This is a genomic window from Actinopolymorpha sp. B17G11 (assembly GCF_040196095.1).
GTDB lineage: Bacteria > Actinomycetota > Actinomycetes > Propionibacteriales > Actinopolymorphaceae > Thermasporomyces.
On the sequence record NZ_JBEFTW010000009.1, the window covers coordinates 178715 to 200265 of the forward strand.

The 21551-nt window shown below is 67.6% G+C and carries 20 protein-coding genes and 1 riboswitch; of the genes, 11 read left to right on the forward strand and 9 right to left on the reverse strand.

Annotation, left to right across the window (positions count from 1 at the left end; genetic code table 11):
• Positions 1-3 precede the first annotated feature (3 nt).
• From ABN028_RS12650 to ABN028_RS12665, 4 genes are all read right to left on the reverse strand, one after another.
• Entirely contained in the window at positions 4-1158 is a 1155-nt protein-coding gene (locus ABN028_RS12650; RefSeq protein ID WP_349696724.1) for a phosphoribosylaminoimidazolecarboxamide formyltransferase, read from the reverse strand.
• Positions 1159-1194: 36 nt separating this feature from the next.
• A riboswitch (ZMP/ZTP riboswitch) is annotated at positions 1195-1278 on the reverse strand.
• Positions 1279-1282: 4 nt separating this feature from the next.
• Positions 1283-2188, reverse strand: coding sequence for an aminoglycoside phosphotransferase family protein (locus tag ABN028_RS12655; RefSeq protein ID WP_349696725.1), 906 nt, complete (start codon positions 2186-2188; stop codon positions 1283-1285).
• Between the two features lie 117 nt (positions 2189-2305).
• Positions 2306-3367, reverse strand: a complete 1062-nt coding sequence (locus ABN028_RS12660; protein ID WP_349696726.1) for a phosphotransferase — start codon at positions 3365-3367, stop codon at positions 2306-2308.
• 314 nt (positions 3368-3681) lie between these two features.
• Positions 3682-4002 carry a hypothetical protein gene (locus ABN028_RS12665; RefSeq protein ID WP_349696727.1) on the reverse strand — a complete coding sequence of 107 codons (321 nt, stop codon included), beginning with the start codon at positions 4000-4002 and terminating at the stop codon, positions 3682-3684.
• A gap of 508 nt (positions 4003-4510) precedes the next feature.
• Here ABN028_RS12665 and ABN028_RS12670 point away from each other — a divergent pair.
• From ABN028_RS12670 to ABN028_RS12685, 4 genes are all read left to right on the forward strand, one after another.
• The gene (locus ABN028_RS12670; RefSeq protein WP_349696728.1) at positions 4511-5137 is read left to right on the forward strand and encodes a phosphotransferase; all 627 of its coding nucleotides are present in this window, start codon (positions 4511-4513) and stop codon (positions 5135-5137) included.
• Positions 5138-5148: 11 nt separating this feature from the next.
• Positions 5149-5400, forward strand: coding sequence for a protein kinase family protein (locus ABN028_RS12675; protein WP_349696729.1), 252 nt, complete (start codon positions 5149-5151; stop codon positions 5398-5400).
• 407 nt (positions 5401-5807) lie between these two features.
• The gene (locus tag ABN028_RS12680) at positions 5808-6884 is read left to right on the forward strand and encodes an LLM class flavin-dependent oxidoreductase (protein ID WP_349696730.1); all 1077 of its coding nucleotides are present in this window, start codon (positions 5808-5810) and stop codon (positions 6882-6884) included.
• Positions 6885-7060: 176 nt separating this feature from the next.
• Entirely contained in the window at positions 7061-9325 is a 2265-nt protein-coding gene (locus ABN028_RS12685; RefSeq protein WP_349696731.1) for a glycosyltransferase family 2 protein, read from the forward strand.
• A gap of 142 nt (positions 9326-9467) precedes the next feature.
• Here ABN028_RS12685 and chrA read toward each other — a convergent pair whose 3' ends face one another.
• The 5 genes from chrA to ABN028_RS12710 form a co-directional block, all read right to left on the reverse strand.
• Complete coding sequence (gene chrA, locus ABN028_RS12690; RefSeq protein WP_349696732.1) at positions 9468-10901, reverse strand: chromate efflux transporter; 1434 nt, start codon at positions 10899-10901, stop codon at positions 9468-9470.
• Positions 10898-11347, reverse strand: coding sequence for a chromate resistance protein ChrB domain-containing protein (locus tag ABN028_RS12695; RefSeq protein WP_349327307.1), 450 nt, complete (start codon positions 11345-11347; stop codon positions 10898-10900). Before ABN028_RS12695 ends, chrA begins: the two co-directional genes overlap by 4 nt.
• On the reverse strand, positions 11344-11847 hold the full coding sequence (locus tag ABN028_RS12700; protein WP_349327308.1) for a Chromate resistance protein ChrB: 504 nt from the start codon (positions 11845-11847) through the stop codon (positions 11344-11346). The genes ABN028_RS12695 and ABN028_RS12700 overlap by 4 nt, the downstream gene beginning before the upstream one ends.
• A gap of 86 nt (positions 11848-11933) precedes the next feature.
• Positions 11934-12527, reverse strand: a complete 594-nt coding sequence (locus tag ABN028_RS12705; RefSeq protein ID WP_349327309.1) for an NADPH-dependent FMN reductase — start codon at positions 12525-12527, stop codon at positions 11934-11936.
• On the reverse strand, positions 12527-13333 hold the full coding sequence (locus ABN028_RS12710) for an LLM class flavin-dependent oxidoreductase (protein ID WP_349327310.1): 807 nt from the start codon (positions 13331-13333) through the stop codon (positions 12527-12529). Before ABN028_RS12710 ends, ABN028_RS12705 begins: the two co-directional genes overlap by 1 nt.
• A 521-nt stretch (positions 13334-13854) precedes the next feature.
• On the opposite strand from ABN028_RS12710, the gene ABN028_RS12715 reads away from it, so the two are divergent.
• The 7 genes from ABN028_RS12715 (at position 13855) to ABN028_RS12745 (ending at position 21436) form a co-directional block, all read left to right on the forward strand.
• Positions 13855-14367, forward strand: a complete 513-nt coding sequence (locus ABN028_RS12715) for a flavin reductase family protein (protein ID WP_349327312.1) — start codon at positions 13855-13857, stop codon at positions 14365-14367.
• Positions 14368-14423: 56 nt separating this feature from the next.
• Entirely contained in the window at positions 14424-16175 is a 1752-nt protein-coding gene (locus tag ABN028_RS12720; RefSeq protein WP_349696733.1) for a dipeptide ABC transporter ATP-binding protein, read from the forward strand.
• A complete protein-coding gene (locus ABN028_RS12725; RefSeq protein WP_349327314.1) occupies positions 16111-17094 on the forward strand; it encodes an LLM class flavin-dependent oxidoreductase in 984 nt (327 codons plus the stop codon). The genes ABN028_RS12720 and ABN028_RS12725 overlap by 65 nt, the downstream gene beginning before the upstream one ends.
• A 277-nt stretch (positions 17095-17371) precedes the next feature.
• Positions 17372-18463 (forward strand): ABC transporter substrate-binding protein, encoded by a 1092-nt coding sequence (locus ABN028_RS12730; protein WP_349327315.1) that lies wholly within the window; start codon positions 17372-17374, stop codon positions 18461-18463.
• Positions 18460-19308: an ABC transporter permease gene (locus ABN028_RS12735; RefSeq protein ID WP_349327316.1), complete on the forward strand. Its 849-nt coding sequence runs from the start codon at positions 18460-18462 to the stop codon at positions 19306-19308. The genes ABN028_RS12730 and ABN028_RS12735 overlap by 4 nt, the downstream gene beginning before the upstream one ends.
• Positions 19284-20087, forward strand: coding sequence for an ABC transporter ATP-binding protein (locus ABN028_RS12740; RefSeq protein WP_349327317.1), 804 nt, complete (start codon positions 19284-19286; stop codon positions 20085-20087). The genes ABN028_RS12735 and ABN028_RS12740 overlap by 25 nt, the downstream gene beginning before the upstream one ends.
• Complete coding sequence (locus tag ABN028_RS12745) at positions 20084-21436, forward strand: LLM class flavin-dependent oxidoreductase (RefSeq protein ID WP_349696734.1); 1353 nt, start codon at positions 20084-20086, stop codon at positions 21434-21436. Before ABN028_RS12740 ends, ABN028_RS12745 begins: the two co-directional genes overlap by 4 nt.
• Positions 21437-21551: the final 115 nt, after the last annotated feature.

Consider the following 21551-nt stretch of genomic DNA (forward strand, 5'->3'; position numbering starts at 1 on the left):
TCCTCAGTGGTGGAACAACCGGAGGCCGGTACGGGCGAGAGCGATCTGATGCTCGCGGCAGGCGTCCTCCACTTCGTTGGAACGGATCGATCCGCCTGGCTCGGCGATGTAGCCGACGCCGTGCCGGTGTGCATGGTCGACGTTGTCGCGGAACGGCAAGGCGCCGTCCGAGACGAGCGCGACGCCACTCAAGCCAGTCAGCCACTGCCTGCGTTGGGCGTCTGTCAGCGCGGGTGCGGGCTTGGAGAGTGCGCTCGCCATTCGCGTACTCTCGTCCGGTGTGAGGTCGCCCTCGACGAAGCGGATCTGCCAGTTGATCCGGTCCTGACGCCGGATGTACGGCTGGAACGCGAGCGCGCGGACCGCCGGGTGGCGTCGAAGCCACCAGGTGTCGGTCTTCGCGCCGGCCAGGCGGGTGCAGTCCACGCGGGACTGCTGGCCGGCACCGATCCCCAGAGTCGCCCCACCACGCAGGTAACACACCGAGTTGGACTGCGTGTAGCGCAGGACCGCCAAGCCCAGCAGGAGATCCGCCGATGCCGTCGCGGGCAGCGCACCGCACACGACGTTGTCCAGCAGCGTCGTGGAGAGCGTCACCTCGTCGCGTTGCTGGAACAGCCGCAGGCCGAAAACGTCCCGTGCCTCGCACGCAGGGGGTCTGTAGGTTTCGTCTGCTTCCATGACCAGGAAGCGGCCATTCTTTTTCTTGCTGAGCGTCGCGACGGTGCCGGGGGCATAGCCGGGAGCGACGATGCCGTCGCAGACCACGTTGGTCAGCAGCGTGGCGAGTTCGGTGTCGACCGGGTGTGAGACGGCGGCGAAATCACCGTAGGAGGATTTCGGGTCGGCGTCGCGGGCACGCAGGTACGCGCTGGTGAGCGCGCCGACCTGCTCGCGGTCGATGGTGTAGAGCTCGGCGGTGACGTCATCGACGGGTCCGGCCACGGCCGCGCCGGCCGGCGAGACGTGCTTGAAGGAAGCAGCCGCTGGTCGGTGCAGGGCTCGGCTGGCGTCCAGCACCAGTTGCCAGCTGTTCAGCGCGTCCAGCATGTTGATGAACGACGGGTTGCCCTGCAGCACCCGGACCGGCCACTGGCCGGGGCGCACTGGCGCGGCGTTGGCCGCCTGCTGCGGGTTGATTCCGTAACGCAGATCCACGTCGTAGCCTCCTGGGTGTCAGCCGGACATCACTGACGGAGGCGCCCAGGCGGTCGACGCTCACGCGGGAAACGGCCGCTCCCTGGTGGTTGTCCACCTTCGCCAGTTGCGGCCAGGCCGAATCCTACCCGGCGAGGATCTCCTCGAGAACGAACGACGCGTCCGCCGGCAGGCCGTCGCCGTCGCGAACCGCCCAGGCGCAGACGACCAGGGCCTTCCAGAGCGCCCAGCCTTGTCCACGCTGCCAGGTCGCCTCGTCCACCTCCAGCCGATCGCGGAACGCGGCCCGGCTCTTGCCGGTCAGCATCGTCCAGGCGATCGCCAGGTCGCAGGCCGGGTCTCCGACCCCGCAGGTGCCGAAGTCGATGACGGCCGCGAGTGCACCGTCCTTCACCAGAAGGTTTCCCGAGGCGATGTCACCGTGGAACCAGACCGGCCGGTTGTCCCACGAGGCTCGCAACGCCCGTTCCCAGATCTCCTCGGCGGTCTCGGTCCGGATCAGGCCGTCCAAGGTCTCCAGAGAGGCCCGGGCCCACCCGTCATAGGTCGTCAGTGGTCCGCCACGGAACCAGTTGTGCAGTCCCGGGCCCGGTCCGCCTGTCGGGTCGATCCGCTGCAGGGACACCAGGAACTCCGCTAGGTCGATGGCGAACGCCGTCATGTCCTCGACGACGGCACGGTCCGCGGGTTCGGCACCGAGCCACCGATAGACCGACCAGTCGTGCGGAAAGCCCTCATCGGGTACGCCTCTGGCCAGCGGAACCGGGATCTCCAACGGCAACGTGGGGGCGAGAACCGGCAGCCACCGGTGTTCCTTCTCCACCGCCAGCGCGTACTCCTCGGCAGTCGGCAGCCGCACCAGCATCTCGTCACCGAGGCGGAAGGTGCAGTTGTCCCAACCCTGCGCATCGACCGGCCGGACCTCGAGGTCGGCCCACTGCGGGAACTGCGCGGCGATCAACCTGGACGCCACTGCGGCGTCGACCGGTTTCCTGTCCGGCAATGGCAGGACCTCGGGCGTCTCGTTCATCGAGGGCCGACCGTACGACGCCCCATCGGATCACCGCAAGCCGATTTCCGATCGCCCCGAACTCGGCTCGGTAGTCCCATGGGCTTCACGTGGGCGGCGTACCGAGAAAGATGATCGTCATCGGTCTCCCATCGGTCGTGGCTCCTTGGTGCAAGAGGGCGTGGCTGCCGTTAGCCATGACCAGGGGGTGGGTCCGAGGTCGTCGGCGTCGGCGCTGGTGGCGTGCTTGACGTTGGTGACGAGTGCCCAGCTTCGTCTGAGGGGCGTGAGCCGGAGGGCGTGGCTGAGGATGTCTCTTAGTTCCTGGAGGCTGGCGTAATCAGTCCACGCCTGAAGATATGAGTCGATGATCATCTGCAGCGACGGATGGTTGAGACTGTCGCTGAAAGGGCCTGGCAGTGACCATCGACGGTGACATTCGAAGAGGGGCGCCATGAGGGATAGGAACGGATGGGTCCAAGCAGCGTCGCCAAAGTCGATGAAGCGGTGGTGGCCGCCGGGGGTACGGGCGGCCAGGACGTTGCCTGGCCAGAGATCGCCGTGGTCGACGCAGGACGGGATGGGCGAGTTGACGAGGACAGTCCCGGACTCAGTGAGCGCGTCGAGGTTCGTGAGCAGCAGATCCTTTTGCAGGGCGGTGATGCGTCGTGGGTCCGATCTGGGCAGCGCATGCAGGATGCCGGCGAGTTGCTCGGCCTCATGGGCTGCACCGGCCGGATCCCAAGCCGGTAGGCCGGCTGCCTCGGCTTGGCGTTGACGGCCGATAGTGGCGTGCTGCAGGTGGGCGTAGTCGGTAACCATCGAGGCGACGGCTTCGGGACTAGGACCTTCTGGCGACTGACTCGCCTCTCCCATCGTGGGCCCACCGTCAGTGAACAGGATGCGCGCTGTCGCAGGATCGTAAGCGAGCGGCCGGTCCACGTACTCGGGCGCGGCGTCGGCACAGAGTGTGTGAACGGATCCTTCGACGTTCATGGCACTCGTCGTTTGCTTGAGCAGCACGTCGCCCCGGTTCGTCGGAATGCGCCAAACCCACGACCAGCGCTGGTCTGACAGGTCGGACATCGCGCCGGCTGGACGGAAACCAAGCCGGTCGAGCTGCAGATGAGCCCAGTTCTCGGCAGCGTCGCGCCAGAGCCTCGATCCCCACTCGTGCCCCGTACCCTCCTCAGGGCTCACGGATCGGCTCCGTGTCGATCTTCTGCCGCATCTCCACCCTCCCCGCCACGTGACGGGCAGCCTATTTCGTGCCCGCGCCATCGCTAAGGGCCCGGTGAGGCGGCGGCCTCAGGATGGTCTTGGGCAGCCAATGCCGCCGACAGGCCGGCGTACGCGACGCCGCTATCCCTCTGGTACGCGGCTGGCAGTTCGCGGACGGCGTCGCATCCTGATGCCGCCCTGCGGTCAGCCGTTCTCGCTCACGCAAGTCCAAGAATTCCGCTTCCAATGGCCACTGCGTCGAGGTCGCCCCCGGTGTCCACGGCGCCCTACCCTCACCGCCGTTGCGGCGTTCCCCAGCGGATGTCGACAAGCTCGCTTAGCCGGTCCTTGAGGGCAAGAGCAACGTCCTCGTGAGTCTTACTGAGAGTGACCTCGTACCGACATGCCGCGGGGTCAAGGCCGAAAGCCATACCAACCGTTGAGGCATCCGGATGCCAATCTCGTGCACGCAATACCTCCTCCGCGGCGAGCAAGTCGGCGACGCTGACCTTCGTTGCCCCGACTCGAACGGCCACACCGCCGGGCCCGGACGCCGCAGTCAGCCTGCTGGCGAGCCGCTCCATATCGACCATCGCTGGATCGACGACAATCAAAAGACTCCTTGCCGCATCGTCGAGCGCGGTGCCGACGTAGCCTCGCGAAAGCGGGCCACCGGGTGCCTCTTCGCAGACTCGCCGAACTCGTCGGCCACCGCCTCTCCCACAGCCTGGATGCTGTCTTGTGCGTGCCGCCCGTTCCGCCAGGACATGTCCCGTGCACCTTCCAGATCCGTGGTAGCTGGCAGCCGCCGATCAGAACGAAAACCAGTGCCGTCCCGATCAGCCACTTGGTCGCCACGCACGCATCCTAGGCCCGCCTCGAAGCATTCGAAGGTTGACTTGGGGAGCTGGGGCGCCTTCCTCGGACGGGCCGGCGCGGTCGCAGACGGTACGCATGACTGGCTGAGCCGTCTCAGGTCGAGGTCTTCTCCGGGGCCGCTGCCCCCTGGACTCCGCCCCACTCCGTCAACCCGTCAGCATTGAGCGATAGCAGCGGCTCATCATGACTGCCTGACCGAAAACCGTTGGCTGCCCGTGCTCTACGAAGGGGAGACTCTCCGTGGTGGTGCTTCACGAAAACGAGGTCGCGGTCGACGACACTGTTGTCCGGACGCTCCTGAGGGAACAACGCCCTGAGTGGGCTGATCTGCCATTGTCCGCAGCGGGCGCGGGCAAGGAGAACGTCATGTACCGGCTCGGCGATGAGCTGGTCGTGCGGCTTCCACGAACCGCCGACAACGCCCGCTCGGTGCAGAAGGAGCAGGAGTGGCTCCCTCGCCTGGCACCCCTGCTTGCTTACTCGGTCCCTGAGCCGGTCTACGCCGGAACCCCTACCAGCACGTTCCCGCTCGTCTGGTCGGTCTACCGCTGGATAGACGGTGAGCTAGTCGGCGCAGGCAGCGTGCGAGACTGGGCAAGGTTGGGCGCGGACCTGGCAGGGTTCGTTCGGGAGTTGCACAGCATCGACCTGATGGGATCAACTCGCACTGGCGACCTCAGCTGGTACCGCGGTGGCTACTTGCAGGAACTCGAGTGGGTTAGCAGCTGCTTTGACGAGTGCCGAACCACTCTGGGATCCCAGCTGGACGTTGAGACGTTGGAGCAGTTGTGGCGAGCCGCTCTGGCCCTTCCCGAGCCATGCGGACATACGTGTGGCTCCACGGTGACCTCAGACCCAGCAACCTGTTAGCGCGGGACGGCATGCTGCATGCTGTCATTGACTTTGGAAGCCTCACGGTCGGTCATCCCGACGCCGAGCACGCCACCGTCTGGGGCCTGCCGCCGGAGGCACGACAGGCCTACTGGAACACCCTGAACCTCGACGATCTGACCTGGACCCGCGCTCGTGCCTGGGCGATCGCCATCATCTTGTACTACGGGCGCACCTGGCCACGACACCGGTTGGTGTCACAACCGGTGTCACGCGCTTGCGGGCGGCGGGCACGTCGGTAAGCAGAGCAACGCTGACACCTGACAACCCGGCACGCCGATGGCGGGCTGGTGGGACGTGGCTGCGGAGGATGGGCGGTTCACAGCCGCACGCAGCCGGTACACAGCGTTCTGGCGGCCCCGCCGATGGTCAGGATGCCAGAGGGGCAGCGCTCGCTCGACAACGGCTGCCACGTCATAGAAGCGGGAGAAGACCCGGTTAGCAGGCGTTGGTCGCCCGGGCCACATGGCGACTAGATCGCAACGGCGTCAGTGTCGGCGGTGCCGAGGTGTACAGCTCCCTCGCGCCATCCTCTGCATATTCCGCCACGTAGCGACGCTGGATCTGATGGCCCGCAGATGCCTATTATCTACTATCCCGATCGAGTAAGTAGGATAGCTTGCAGTCGCGACCCCGGCGAAGGGACGAAATGAGCCTCGAGTTCCTGTGGTACATCCCGAACACTGTCGAACCGGGGCACCGGGGCGACGACACAAAGGACGGGTGGGGAACCCTTGACTTCTCCACCAAGCTTGCTCGCGCAGCCGAGGAGCACGGCTGGGGAGGCGCTCTGATCGGCACCGGCTGGGGCCGCCCCGACACCTTCACCGTCGCCACCTCCCTGGCCGCCCGCACCAGAACGTTCAAGCCGCTCGTGGCGATCCGGCCCGGCTACTGGCAGCCTGCACATTTCGCCAGCGCTGCGGCCACGCTCGACCTGCTCAGCGGCGGACGCCTCCTTGTCAACATCGTCAGCGGCCGCGACAACCTCGCCGCCTACGGCGACACCGAGGGCGACCAGAGCCACCGCTACGCACGGACCAAGGAGTTTCTTCAGCTCGTCCGGCTCCTGTGGACCGAGGAGAACGTCACGTTCAAGGGCGACTACTTCACCGTTGACGGGTCCACAGTTGCCCCGCGCCCGTTTGGCATCGGGCAACGCAAACATCCGCGCCTCTATTTCGGCGGCGCCTCCGCCGCGGCCGAGCGGGTGTCGGCCGCTGAGGCGGACGTCCAGCTCTTCTGGGGCGAACCGCTCGCCGGAATTGCCGAGCGGATCGACCGGCTCAGGGCGCTGAGCCAGTCGCTCGGGCGTACGCACGCCCCCCTCGAGTACGGGCTACGGATCACCACGTTGGTGCGTGACACCACTGAGGAAGCGTGGCGCGATGCTGAGGCGAAGGTCGCCAAGATGTCCGACGAACAGCGCGTGTCCCGTACCGACAGCCTGCGGCGCCAGGCGATTGGCCAGCAACGCCTCATCGCCCTCGCCGCGCGGGGCGAGGTGCTCGACTCCTGCCTCTACACGGCGCCAGGCAAGTTCGGAGGCGGTGGAGCTGGTACCACCTGGCTGGTCGGCTCACCCACCGACGTCGCAGACGCACTGCGCAAGTACCAGGAGCTGGGCCTCACCCACTTCATCCTCTCGGACACTCCCTACAAGCAGGAGGTCGTCAGAATCGGCGATCTGTTGCTGAGCCGATTGAACGACCGTGCAGTCGCCTGACGGCGGCAGGCAGGAGGGGTGCCACGCCATGCGCCGCCAGCGGCGGCCGCAGGCGAGCTGGAATGGCCTGACTGGCACCGCGCCGACTGCCCCGCCCGGATACCTGTGCTGTTCGTCACGTGCAGCCTGGCCGCCGTGGATCGACACAGCCACATGGACACAACCAAGGGGTATACATGACACTTTCGGCAGCGGCGACAAGCAGTTCGTCTGCGCACGCCGGCCCTGGATCGTCGGGCGATCCCACCCCGAGTCCCGCCGCAGATAACGCTCTGTCGACAGGCGTCAAGGTGACGGTCGTCATTCCGGTCTACAATCCGGGGCCCTACCTGCAGGATTGCATCGACTCGCTGCTGCGCCAGAGCCTCCCGCCGGAGGAGTTCGAGGCGATCTTCGTCGACGACGGCTCGACCGATGACAGCCCGGCCCGGCTTGACGCTCTCGCCGCCGAGCACCCGCACATCCGGGTGATCCACCAGGAGAACTCCGGGTGGTCGGGCAAGCCTCGCAACGTCGGCGTTGCCCACGCGTGTGGGGAGTACGTCTTCTTTGTCGACAACGACGACTATCTCGGCGACGAAGCCCTGGAGCGCATGTATAAGTACGCCAAGGAGCACGGCTCCGACGTCGTCGTCGGCAAGATGGCTGGCAAGGGCAGAGGCGTCCCACGCGAGCTGTTCCGCAAGAACCACCCCGACGCGACTCTCGGCAAGACGCCGCTGATCGACAGCCTCACCCCGCACAAGATGTTCCGCAAGGCGTTCCTCGACGCGCACGGGTTGAGGTTTCCCGAAGGCCGGCGCCGCCTGGAAGACCACGTCTTCGTCACGGCGGCATATTTCGCGGCGCAGAAAGTCTCGGTGCTCAGCAACTACATCTGCTACTACCACGTACGCCGCGACGACTCCAGCAACGCCGCCTACCAGCAGATCGACTGGAGAAAGTACTTCGCCAACCTCAGCGAAGCGCTCGACATCGTCGAGGCCAACACCGAGCCTGGCCCGCTGCGCGACAAGCTTCACCGCCGGTGGTACCGCGTGGAGATGATCGAGCGTCTGCGCGGTAGCCGGCTGCTACGGATGCCGGAGGTCGACCGGCGCGCGCTGTTCGATGAGGTCTACCGCCTCTCCGCCGAACGCTTCGCCCCTGGCGTGGCCGCGGGCATGGCACCCGCGCAACGTATCGTCAGCCGCCTCGTCCAGGCGGGCCGCCTCGACGACCTGATCCGGTTGGCGGAGTGGGAGGAGGACATCCACAATCACGTCCGCCTCGACGATCTGGTCTGGCACGACGGGGGTCTCCAACTCGCCGTCACCGCTGAGCTGCGCACCACCGGTGAGCCGATGACCTTCACCCATCGGGGCGGTCGCGACCTCCTGACGCCACCGCTCACCGCCGAGGCGCTCGCGGCCCTGTCCTCGGACGACCTCGACAGCACGATGCGGCTGGCCCAGGCGAAGGTCGATGTGGTTCTCCGGGCGAAGTCCACCTCAGCCGAGCACTTCGTGCCGGCGACCTCCGCCATCGCGCGATACCCGGTCGGCGCGTCCGATGTTCGGGCCTACGCAGCGACCATGACCGACTGCACTGGCACCGAACCCGTGAGCGGAGAAACGTTCCGTACGGTCGTGACGTGCGAGGCCCACATCGACATCCGTTCGGTCGTCGCCTCCACGCCTCTATCCAGCGGCATCTGGGATGTCGTCGCTCGGATCTCCTGCTGCGGCTGGACAAAGGACGCGAGGGTCGGTGCCATGAAGACCGTCAAGGCGGCCGAGCATTGCATACCCGCGATCGTCGGCGAACCAGCACAGATGGTGACACCACACTGGACCGACCGCGGGCATCTCTCGATCGAGGTCGGCGAGCAGTGCACCGTGAAACGGGACATGCTCGTGCCCGCCGAGCCTGCACTGGTAGGCCCGCACGCGGGCTTCGTGGTCACACTCCCGTTGCGCGTACTCACCACACAGGCACGGTCTGATGCGGTCATGAGACTGCTGCACGAGGGCACGGACAGGACCATCGACCTGCCCGCGGAGCTCTCGCCGGCCGTCGCGGGGGGCACGAGCAACTCCACGCTGACGGTGAAGGTCAGTGATCGGCTTGACCCCGGCCGCTACTCGGTGGCGATCCGGCTCGCCGGTACGACCATGAAGCCGGCGACACCGGCGATACCGGCGCATGCGGGCGAGGGTACGGCGAGCCTGTCCGCTGCGACGATTGATGCCGGTTTCATCGACCTCACTGCCACGCTGACTGTTCCCGAAGGTGCCGGCATGCCGGTGATCGACGTGCTCGCCCCGCCTGGCGACCCCGACGGTTTCCTCACCGGCCATGCCGAGCTGATGGCGCGCTTCCTGCGGACCAGGCGCCGGCTGGCGCGCCGAGTTCGCAAAACGTTGGGCCTCCCGCCCGTGTCTCGTAGCGGTCGCACATAAAGCTGCCAGGGCTTCGCCGCCGGGATACATCAGTCGTGAGCCGACATCCTGCCCAAGCAGGCGGCCCTCGTGCAGAGCTTTCCGGTGGCGCACGGGTGAATGCTCGGCAGCGGCCAGTCGCGACGTCGGCCGATACCCGATTTCACGCCATCGAGCCCGCGGCTGTGGCGAGGAGGCCGAGGAGGGCGCAGGTGCCGAGGGTGCGTAGAACTGACCAGCGCAGTCGGAAGATGAGGACGAGTGCGACGACTGTGAGGGCGGCGGGTATCGGATTCAGGCTGGCAAGGTCAGGTAGCTCGAGGTGGACGGGCCCCCAGGACGCGTTGTCGGTCGCGGTGAACAGGGTGTGGATCGCGAAGTAGAGGGCGAGGTTGGCGATGACGCCGACGACTGCGGCGGTGATGCCGGAGAGTGCGGCGGAGATGGTGTGGTTGTTCCGGAGCCGTTCGACATACGGCGCGCCGAGGAAGATGAACAGGAAGCAGGGAACGAAGGTCACCCAGGTGGTGAGCAGGGCGCCGCTCAGGCCGGCGATCCAGGGGTTGAGGGTGCCGGGGTCGCGGTAGGCGCCGAGGAACGCGACGAACTGGACGACCATGATCAGCGGGCCCGGGGTGGTTTCGGCGAGCGCGAGGCCGCGGACCATCTCGCCAGGGCCGAGCCAGCCGTAGACCTCAACGGCGCGCTGGGCGACGTAGGCGAGGACGGCGTAGGCGCCACCGAAGGTCACGAGTGCGGTGCCGGAGAAGAAGAGTCCCTGCGTGGTGAAGACGCTCTGAGTGCCGGTGAGGAGGACCACCAGCAGCATCGGCAGCCCCCATGCCACCACACCGATGGCGAGGACCCGCGCGGCCCGGCCGGCTGTGGGGGCTTCGGTGTGCAACGCGTCGTCGGGGATCAGCGGTGGTTCACCGTTGGCGGCACCGTTGTCTGAACTGGCGGTGAACACGGCTGGGTTGAACTTGTGGAGGAGCCAGCCAGCGGCAGCGGCTGCCGCGATGACGATGGGGAACGGGACACCGAACACGGCCAGGGCGAGGAAGGCGGCGATGGCGATCGCCACCAGGGCGGGGTGTCCGAGTGATCGCCGGCCGACCCGCCAGACCGCCTGGGCGACGATGGCGAGGACCGCGGGCGCGAGGCCGGCGAAGATCGCGGTGACTGCGGCCGTGTCGCCGTAGGCGACGTAGATGCCGGAGAGGACGAGCAGGGCGACGACACCTGGGAGGACGAAGAGGGTGCCGGCGACCAGTCCGCCCCTGATGCCGTTGAGTAGCCAGCCGATGTAGATGGCCAGCTGCTGGGCTTCGGGGCCCGGGAGCAGCATGCAGTAGTTGAGCGCATGCAGGAACCGGCGCTGGCCGATCCATCGCTTCTCGTCGACGAGGGTGCGCTGCATGACAGCGATCTGCCCGGCCGGCCCGCCGAAGGTCTGGAGGGAGATCGCGAACCAGGTGCGGACGGCCGAGGGGAACGGCACAACGTCTCGGACGGTCTGCGGCGCGTCCACGTGTTCGCCGGTGTCCGATCGGTGGCTGGGTGACTCGGCCGCGGACTTATCGGCTGCAGGGTTCACGAGGGTTCCCTTCCGAGCAGGGTGGCTCGCCGGTAGTACTCGTAAAGGCCGTCGAACATCGGGCGGGTGAGCTCGACCACCCGGTGGTCGTCACAGGTCATCGACAGGCCGCGCAGGACGACGTCGAGTCCGGGAGCTTCGGGGGCGTCGTAGGTGTCGTCGTCGAGGTCGGCTTCGTGGACGATGGCCGCGATGCGCCACAGCACCGGGTCGGTGAGGTCGTAGTGGCGAAGGATTGTCTCGAAGCTGCAGTCGACGCCGCTTCCGTCTGGGCGAGTGTGGTGTGACAGGTCCACCGACCGCATGTCGAAGCCCGTGGCACCCGGTGGTACCTCAGCTGGGTCGGTGACGAAGGCGAACTCGGCGGCGGGATCGATGAACCGGCTGATCAGCCAGGCGCAGGCGGCACGGTCGATGTGCACGCCAGCGCGTGTCGCCCACCTCATCGCGCCGTTCGCCCGGCTGCGGCTCGCGGTGAGGCGAGGGTGGGCACGTGCTCCAGGAGGGTGCGGACTGCGCGGTGCGCGGTTTCTCGTTCTGGGGGTGGGTAATAGTCGCGCCGGCTGATTCGACGCAGCTCGGCCTGGAGTTTCTTCGCGGTGCGGCGCCGTGCCGCCTCACCGAGGTCAGAGGCGCGTTGGGCTTCAGCAGCGATGGCGGCATACTCCGCCGCCCTTGCCCCGGCCAAACCGGTGGCGAGGGCTCGCTCCTGCCCTGCGGTGGCCGGATGCGCCAGCCAGATGCCCGCATCACCACCGGCCTCGACGATCTCCTCTGCGATCCATTCGAGCTGCTCCCGGGTCCGCGCATCCGCGGGCAGCGCGACCAGGCCATCACCGAGCTGGGCGACCCCGAGGCGCTTCAGCTTGCGCCACACGGTGATCCGCGGGGTCGACGGCTCCCGCGGCAGGTGGTAACAGAGCAGCACCCATTGCCCGACATCCATCGAAGTAGTGTAACCATGGTTGCACAGGTTGGCGAGTGGCCGCCAGCGGCGGCGAGCAAGGCTGTACGACGTGCGGTGCCAGCGCCCTACGCGCGCACTGCGGCGAGACCCGGGAGTACGTCGCGTATGAGCGGTGCCTCCGACGCGATCCACGACTCGACGGCGTCGTGGATCGCCGCCAGCTGGCTCTCCTCGATCGCGAGAGCCCTGGTGGGCACGCTCGCGCCGAGTTCTATCAGCAAGGGTCGTAGATGGACGTCGGCGGCGAGGCGGTGGATAGGGGAAGCTGACACGGTCAGCGGTATGGCGATGATCCCCGTGAGCGCGCCGCCGCCGAACCGGTCGAGGAACGCCTTGAGCAGCCCTGTGTAGCTGGCTTTGTAGATCGGTGTCGCCACCACGAGCACCCGCGCCGATCTGGCGGTCGCGAGTGCCTCGTCCACGTCCGGACTGCCGTCGATCACCGCGCCACCCAACGTGGCCAGGTCGATGGTTGCCGATCCGGCAAGGTCCGCTTCGTCGGTAAGTCGTTCGGCGAGCAGTCCGGGGAGTCGTTCGGACAGTCGTCCGGCGAGTCGTTGGGCGACCGTGAGAGTCCGCGACTGTGACTTCGGGTTGCCGCACACGACGACGATCCCGGGGTTCGAGCCGTCGAATGCGGCACTGGGCTGGTGGGTCATCACGGCCTCCCGACCGTCTCGGCGAGCCGGTCGTGCTCGCGTTCGGCATCGCGCTTGGCGACCTCTTCACGGACGATCGGAATCACGTACCGGCCGAAGTCGATGGCGTCACCCAAGATGTCGTATCCCCGGGCCGAGATGATCTCGACGCCGAGGTCGTAGTAGTCGAGCAGGGCCTGGGTGACCACCTCGGGCGTACCGAGCAGGGCATTGGAGTTCCCCGCGCCGCCGGTGACGGCCGCCGTCCGGGTCCACAGTGCCCGGTCGAACCGCTCGCCCTGTTCGGCGACCGCGAGCAGCCGCTGTGACCCGGAGTTCTCGGGACCGGTCAACCGGTGCCGGCGAGTGAGTGGTCGGGTTCCTCCGGCGGTACGGGACGTGATCGCGTCGACGATCCGGCACGCCTTGTCCCAGGCGAGTTCCTCGATCGGCGCGATGATCGGGCGGAACGCGACCTGGAACTTCGGTACGTCGCTGCGTCCCGCAGCCCGGGCGGCCGCCTTGACCAACTCGATCTGCTCCGCGGTCTGCAGCAACGGCTCGCCCCACAAGCAGTAGATGTCGGCCTCGGAAGCACCCGCCGCGTAGGCCGCTGGTGACGAACCGCCGAACGAGACGCGCGGCCTGGGTTGCTGGACGGGGAAAACGTCGCTCACGAAGTCGGCGAACCGACAGTGGGTGCCGTCGTGGTCGAACGGCTCGCGGCTCGTCCAGGCCTGCTTGACGATCTGGAAGCTCGGGCCGGAGCGGGCTGCGGTCTCCGACCCGTCGTTGGTACCGGCGATGCCGAGGACCTCGACGGGCATCTTCGCCTCTTTCTCGGTCGTACGCATGTTCTCGGTCGCGGTCGTCCTGGCTCGGTCGTAGGCATGGGGCCGATGGCGAGGCCACGCTATGGACACAAATCACATAGGGCAACTAGAGAACCTGGACCAGCATTCCCGGCGGTGGCCGCCAATGGACTTTTCGGCCAGGCGTGTCCAATGCATGGGACGACCCTGGTCGGCGCCATCTCCTACAGCGATAGTAGGGATTATGTGTCGGGGATTCATTCTCACAACCCGCCGCGTCATCGACCAGATGCGCGTGGCCAGTGGCCGGTGTTGCTGACACCGGCTGACTACGACGTCTGCCAGTGCTTCCGCGGTTGACGCCACGTGACACGGCAATCCGGTCCGCCGGATGCGGGTTGCCCGCTTGCGTTCACGCGGGGGTCAGCGTCGATCTTCCGCGTACCCATCCGTCTCGCCCTTCGCGATCTCCGCGGCACGAGAGGTGCCCATCCGTCTCGTGCCGCGGAGCTGGCGGACGCCCAGGAGGTGTCGTCTTGACCAGCTCTGTGGAAGTTCCTACGGGCATCACCACGGATCTCTACCGCGCGGTCTTCCGCCGCTACGCCGCCGGTGTGGTCGTCGTCACGGCGGATGCAGGCTTCGGCCCGGTCGGCTTCACGGCCACGTCGCTCGCCTCCATCTCGCTGCGACCGCCGCTGGTGTCGTTCGCGTTGTCGACCGCGGCATCCAGCTGGCCGGCCATCGCCGTCGCCGACGGCATCGTTGTCAACTTCCTCGATGCCGAGCAGCGCACACTGGCGGACCGGTTCGCGACCAGTGGCATCGACCGGTTCGCCGCCCCGACGAGGTGGTCCCGGCTCCCAACTGGTGAACCCATGCTGGACGAGGCCGCGGGGTACCTGCGTGGCCGGGTCGAAGCGCGCTTCCCGGTCGGCGACCACCACCTGGTGGTCGCCGAAATCACCGACATTGCAACCCGTCCGCACACACCCCTCGTCTACCACGCGGGCGCCTACAGCACGGTCACCAAGCTGGGTTCCGGCTGACACCCCCTGAGAGGAATCATGATGGATGCTGCGCACGTGCTGATGGGAGCGCGCGGGTGAGTGGCGCCCTCCCACTGCTGGAGATCCGTGACCTCGACGTGTCGTATCGCCTGCGTGGGCAGGAGATTCCTGCAGTACGCAACCTCAGCTTGACAGTCGCTCCCGCGGAGATCGTCGCCGTCGTGGGGGAGTCCGGCTCGGGCAAGTCGACCATGGCACACGCCGTCGTCGGCCTGCTGCCGTACGGCGGTGTCCTTGATCGAGGGCAGATCCGGTTCGCTGGCAGCGACATCGCCGGCTGGTCGGACCGGAGGATGCGGACCATCCGTGGCGCCCGGATCGGACTGATCCCACAGGATCCAGCAGTGTCCCTCAATCCGGTACGCCGGATCGGCGACCAGGTGGCCAAGGTGCTCCGGCGGCACGGGCAGGCCACGAGGCGGGACGCGGCCGCGCGGGCCGTCGAGGTCATCGCCCAGGCAGGGCTTTCCGATCCAGGCGTACGCGCACGGCAGTATCCGCACGAAGTCTCTGGCGGCATGCGCCAGCGGGTCCTGATCGGCATCGCCCTGGCCTGCCGGCCACAGCTTGTCATCGCCGACGAACCCACCAGTGCGCTCGACGTGACGGTCCAGCGCAGGATGCTCGACCAACTGGACGAGCTGTGCCGAGCGCTCGGGACGGCGGCGCTGTTCATCACCCATGACCTTGGGGTAGCGGCGGACCGGGCGCAGCGGATCGTGGTCATGCGGGGTGGGCGGGTGGTCGAGACGGGCACCACGGCGCAGATCCTGGACTCACGGCGGCATCCGTACACCCGGGGGCTCATCGAGGCGGCGCCCAGCCTCACGAGAGCCCGGATGGTGCCGATCACCCGCGCGGTCCCGCTCGACCGCCGCGACCACGCGCGGTGCAGCGCTGGCTTCGCCCTCAACGTCGCGCCCGATTCCGTGGCGCGAGACGGCGACCTCGTGCAGGTCACCGCGCTCAGCAAGGAGTTCCCCCTGCCCGGGCGCGCGCGAACTGTCCGTGCGGTTGACGGCGTGAGCTTCCAGGTCAGGAAGAGGGAGACGTTCGGCCTGGTAGGGGAGTCCGGCTCGGGGAAGACCGCTACCGCTCGGCTTCTACTCCGACCCGAGGGCGCGACCTCCGGGCAGGTGCTATTCGACGGCGAGGACATTCTGCGCCTGCAGGGCACCGAGCTGCGCCGGCTCCTGCGACGGATGCAGCTCGTCTACCAGGACCCGTACGCCTCGCTCGACGCTGGGAAGCGGATCGGGCAGATCGTCGCGGAGCCGCTGCGGGCGTACGGGACCGGCGACCGGCAGGCCCGACGTCAGCGGGTCGGCGAGCTGCTCGACCAGGTGGCCCTGCCGGCCACAGTGCTCGACCGCCGTCCCGCCGAGCTCTCCGGCGGGCAGCGGCAACGGGTGGCGATCGCCCGGGCGCTCGCTCTCGAACCCGAACTGGTCGTCCTGGACGAACCCGTTTCGGCGCTCGACATCTCAGAGCAGAGGCAGATTCTGGAACTCCTTGTCCGACTGCAGGACGAGCTCTGCCTGTCGTACCTCTTCATCTCTCATGATCTGGCCGTCGCACGCCAGATCTGCGACCGCGTGGGTGTGATGCGCCACGGAAAGCTCGTGGAGATCGGCACCGTCGACGAGATCTTCACCCAGCCGCAGGACCCATACACGCGTGAGCAGCTCGACGCGATTTCCGGCAGACGCACGGAGGATGCCCGTGAACAGGACGCCCCTGTCGGTCCTCGACCTCTCACCCGTGCCCTCGAACGGTACGGCAGCTGACGCGCTTGCCAACTCCCTCGATCTCGCGCGCCAGGCGGAGGCTTTCGGCTACCGCCGTTACTGGGTCGCAGAGCACCACCTGGCCCCTGGAGTCGCGGCGGCAGCGCCGGCCGTGCTGGTCGCCCTCATCGCCGCGCGGACGAACCGGATCCGCGTCGGCTCCGGCGCGGTCCTGCTGGGCGCGACCACACCGCTTCAGGCCGTCGAACAGTTCGGGACGATCGCACATCTTCACCCTGGCCGGATCGGCCCGGGTCTGGGCAGGTCGAGCGCGCGCCGGCTGAAGCAACGCCTCGCACGGGCCCGGTCGAACCCATTGCCGGGCAGCGCCATCGGGCCCGCTGCGTACTCCGTCGTCGACGGACTGCTGCTGCCACCGCCACCGCATGTCAGGCTCGATCCCGGCCGGTTGCAGATCGAAGCAAGCCTGCTGGGCATCCGCGACGCCGATGGCGATGACTATGTCGTCCAACTGTGCGACATCGCGGCGTTCCTCCGCGGTGACTACCGCTCGGTCGACGGCACCGAGCTCCATGCACCAACGGCCGAAGGCGCCGACCTCGCCCTGTGGGTCCTCGGCTCGAGCGCGGGACCGAGTGCACGGGCGGCCGGTGAGCTAGGACTGCCCTATACCGCCAACTACCACGCCGATCCGGCCGCCGTCCTCGAGTCCGTCGCGGCCTACCGCGAGGCGTTCCGGCCCTCGTCCACGCTGGCGACTCCGTACGTCATGGTCTCCGCCGACATCGTGGTGGCCGACGACGACACCGTGGCCGCAGAGCTCGCCAGTCCCTACGTCCGCTGGGTGCTGTCGATCCGCAGCGGCTACGGCGCGATGGCGTTCCCGTCGCCAGCCGAGGCCGCGCCGAGGATTCCGTCTCACCTATCGGATTATCTAGTAATCATATGGGATAAGTAGGTAATCTCGGCACCATGTCTACGCTGCTCCTGCTGACGGAGAGGCGCGAGGTCGACCAGATGCGGGTCGCCAGCGCCGTGTGTCACGGCTGACGCACGCCGGCGTCTCCTGCACGCGTACCAACCCCCGCTTCTCTCCCGGAATCTCCGCCTCTCTCGCGGAAGCTCAGCTCTGCCTGCGTTTCTCGTTGCCAGCATCTGATGCGACGAGCTCTGCGTGAGGCGACGAGCACCACGGTCCAGCAGCCAGAGATCCGGTTTCAAAGGAGTGACACCACATGTTCGTACGACATTCTTCGCCCAGTGCGCGACGTGCTGCCGTCGTTGCCGCTCTGCTTGCTGGCCTGGCGTTCCTCGGCGCCTGCGGTCCAGGCGCAGCCGCACCGAAAGCCGAGAACGCGGCACTCACCAAACCGATTGCCGCATCCGTTCCCGAGGGCACGAAGCTGATCGTCGGAGACCCGGCCACGAAAGTGGCGCTGGAGCTCTCGGGTGAGAGTGAGCGAGTCTCGTTCGACATCGAATGGGCCAACATCTCCGGCGGTCCGCAGACCACCGAGGCGTTCCGCGCAGGTGCACTTGACATCGGCGCCGTGGCAGACATCCCGCCGATCCACGCGACATGGACCGGACTCGACGTCCGGATCGTGGCGGCACAGTTCCGCAAGGACCCGGTGCACCATCCGATCTACCAGCTCGGTGTGGCACCTGGTGTCATGGTCGACAGCATTGACGACCTGCGTGGCAAGAAGATCGCTTACAGCCCGGGTCAGGCTCAGGGCGCGCTGATCCTTCGGGTCCTCGCGAAGGCTGGGCTGGCCAAGACTGATGTCGAACCGATCGAGCTGCCGAGCACCGGGGACGTCTATCCGAACGCCCTTGCCAACGGCCAGGTCGACGTAGCACCCATCGGGGGTGTCAACGTCAAGCGGTACCTCGCGAAATACGGCAAGGACGGGGCCACGGCGATCCCGCACGGCTTGCGCGACGACCCCAGCCATCTCTACACCCTGACATCGAGCCTTGCCGATTCCGCCAAGGCGGCCGCGATCCAGGAGTACGTCCAGCACTGGGCCCGAGCGCAGGTCTGGATCCACGAGCACCCTCAGGAATGGATCGAGGGCTACTACGTCAAGGACCAAGGCCTGTCCGCGGAGGACGGGGAGTACCTCATCGATGCCGCCGGAGAGCTCGACATCCCCGGCGACTGGACCGACGTCGCCGCGCGGCACCAGAACACCATCGACCTGCTTGCCAAGGAAACCGGCAACGACGTCATCGACGCCAAGGATCTCTACGACTGGCGGTTCGAGTCCGTGGCCGCCGACGTGATCGCGGACGATGCGTCAGGAGGAGGTGAAGCACCGTGACTACGACACTGACCAGGCCGGCGCGGGCCGCGGAGGTCGGATCCGGTCCGGCCTCGCGGCTACGCGGACGGCACAAGCTCGGTCCTGGACGGCCGATCCGGTTCGGTCCGGTGGTCGGCCCGGCGCTCCTGCTGGCGATGTGGTCGGCGGGTTCGGTTGCCGGCCTGATCGATCCACGGATCCTCTCCGCACCCTGGACCGTCGTGACGACGGCGGGAGAGCTGATGGCCGATGGCCGGCTCCAGTCCAACCTTGCCGTCTCCACCCAGCGGGCGTTCCTCGGCCTCGCCATCGGCATCGCCGCCGGCACCGTGCTCGCCCTGATCTCCGGGCTCAGCCGGTGGGGCGAGGCGGTGCTGGACGGCCCGATCCAGATCAAACGCGCGATCCCCTCGCTCGCGCTGCTGCCATTGCTCATCCTGTGGTTCGGCATCGGCGAGACGATGAAGGTCACGACGATCACACTGGGTGTGTTCGTTCCGGTCTACATCCACACCCACAACGGCCTGCGCAGCATCGACAGCCGCTACGTCGAGCTTGCAGAGACCGTCGGCCTGGGCTACGTCGCGTTCATCCGCCGCGTCGTACTGCCAGGTGCACTGCCCGGATTCCTGCTCGGCCTGCGTTTTGCCGTCGTCGGGGCGTGGCTGTCGCTGGTAGTTGTCGAGCAGATCAACGCCACCAGCGGAATCGGCTACATGATGGAACTCGCTCGTACGTACGGCCAGACCGAGATCATCATCGTCGGCCTTGTCTTGTACGGCGTCCTCGGGCTGCTGTCCGACGGCGCTGTCCGGCTCGTGCAGAGGAGGGCGTTGTCATGGCGACGCACGCTCGCGGACTGACAGAGCGCGCCGGGACGCAGACCGCCCGCGGCGCCGAGTCGGTCGTACGCGTACACGACCTCGTACGCCGGTTCGGCGACAGACAGATCCTCGCCGGACTCGACCTCTCCATCGGCCACGGTGAGTTCGTCGCCCTGCTCGGTCGCAGTGGCTCCGGCAAGAGCACCTTGCTCAGGGCACTCGCCGGACTCGACGACGACGTCGCGGGCTCCGGTGAGATCGACGCCCCTAGCAGGCTCTCCGTCGTCTTCCAGGACTCCCGGCTGCTGCCGTGGCAACGCGTTCTCGACAACGTGGTTCTCGGTCTGGGTGGACCCGACGCCCTCCCACATGGGCGGGAGAGCCTCGCCGAGGTGGGACTCGCCGGCAGGGAGCGGGCCTGGCCGAACCAGCTGTCCGGCGGGGAGCAGCAGCGCGTCGCACTGGCCCGGTCGCTCGTCCGAGAACCCGAACTACTCCTTGCCGACGAGCCCTTCGGCAGCTTGGACGCCCTCACCCGGATCCGGATGCACGGGTTGCTCCGGCAGCTGTGCGACCGGCACAAGCCCGCTGTCCTGCTGGTGACCCACGACGTGGACGAGGCGATCGTGCTGGCCGATCGCATCCTCATCATCGATGCCGGCCGGATCGGTGTCGAGGTCGAGGTCGATCTCGACTCACCCCGGGACCCCACGGACCCGCGGTTCGCCGAACTGCGGCGCTACCTGCTTTCCCGGCTCGGCATCGACCCAAGCGTCGACTTTCGGACGGTCGAGCAGAGCGTGGGGGCCAGCCGATGAGTACGCCGAAACCCCTTCATCTGAACGCGTTTCTCATGAGCACCGGGCACCACGAGGCGTCGTGGCGACTGCCGGAGAGCGATCCGTACGCCAACACCAACGTCACCCACTACCAGAATCTCGCTCGAATAGCCGAGCGTGGAAGGTTCGACTCGGTGTTCTTCGCTGACAGTCCCGCGCTCTTTTCCGACGTGGGACGCCGGCCGTCGGGCTCGCTCGAACCGACCGTGCTGTTGACCTCGATCGCCGCGGTCACCACCCGGATCGGGCTGATCGCGACGGCGTCGACGACCTACAACGATCCGTTCAATCTGGCGCGGCGGTTCGCGTCGGTCGACCACGTGAGCGGTGGGCGGGCCGGGTGGAACATCGTCACCACCGCGTCGGTCGACGCGGCCCGCAACTTCGGCCTCGACGAGATGCCGAGTCACCGGGACCGCTACGAGCGTGCGGCGGAGTTCGTCGACGCAGCGCAGAAGCTGTGGGACAGCTGGGACGACGACGCCATCCTCGCCGACAAGGACCGCGGAGTCTGGGGCGACTCCACCCGCGTGCGGCGGATCGACCACGCCGGTGCATCGTTCCGGGTGCAAGGACCGCTGAACATCCCGCGGTCGCCGCAGGCGTACCCCGTGCTCGTCCAGGCGGGTTCGTCCGAGGACGGCAAGGAGTTCGCCGCGACGTACGCCGAGGCGATCTTCACCGCGCAGCAGACCCTGGCCGACGCCCAGGCGTTCTACGCCGACATCAAGCATCGGGTCGCCCAGGCAGGGCGGGATCCCGATGGCGTGAGGGTCCTTCCGGGGATCGTCCCCATCCTGGGGTCTACCGAGGCCGAGGCGCTGGCCCGGGAGGAGGAGCTGGACCGGCTGATCGTGCCGGCGTACGCCCGGGCTCAGCTCGCCCGAACCCTCCGCGTCGCCCCCGAGGACCTGCCGCTCGACCGCGAGCTGCCGGCCGACCTACCTGCAGAGGATGAGATCGAGGGGGCCAAGAGCCGGTACACGCTGATCGTCACGCTGGCCCGGCGGGAACGTCTGACCGTGCGGCAGTTGATCGGGCGGCTCGGCGGTGGACGGGGACACCGGACGTTCAGCGGTACGCCCGAGCAGGTCGCCGACGCCCTGCAGGACTGGGCGGCTGGCGGTGCGGCCGACGGCTTCAACGTCATGCCCGCGGTGTTGCCGTCAGGCCTGGAGGAGTTCGTCGACCACGTGGTGCCGATCCTGCGCAAGCGCGGGCTCTTCCGTCACGAGTACATCGGGAGGACACTGCGCGACCACTACGGCCTGCCCCGGCCCGCCAACCTCCTGTCCAGGCAGGCCCACCCGCTGCCGGCGACGACCTGAACCGCTCCCACTCTCTGGCGTATGAACGACAACGAAGCGATGCCCACCAGTCGAGCCCGGAAAGGCAGCACTGGGGAGCACGTCGATGGCCCCGGGCTGCCGCTTTTCGGGGTCT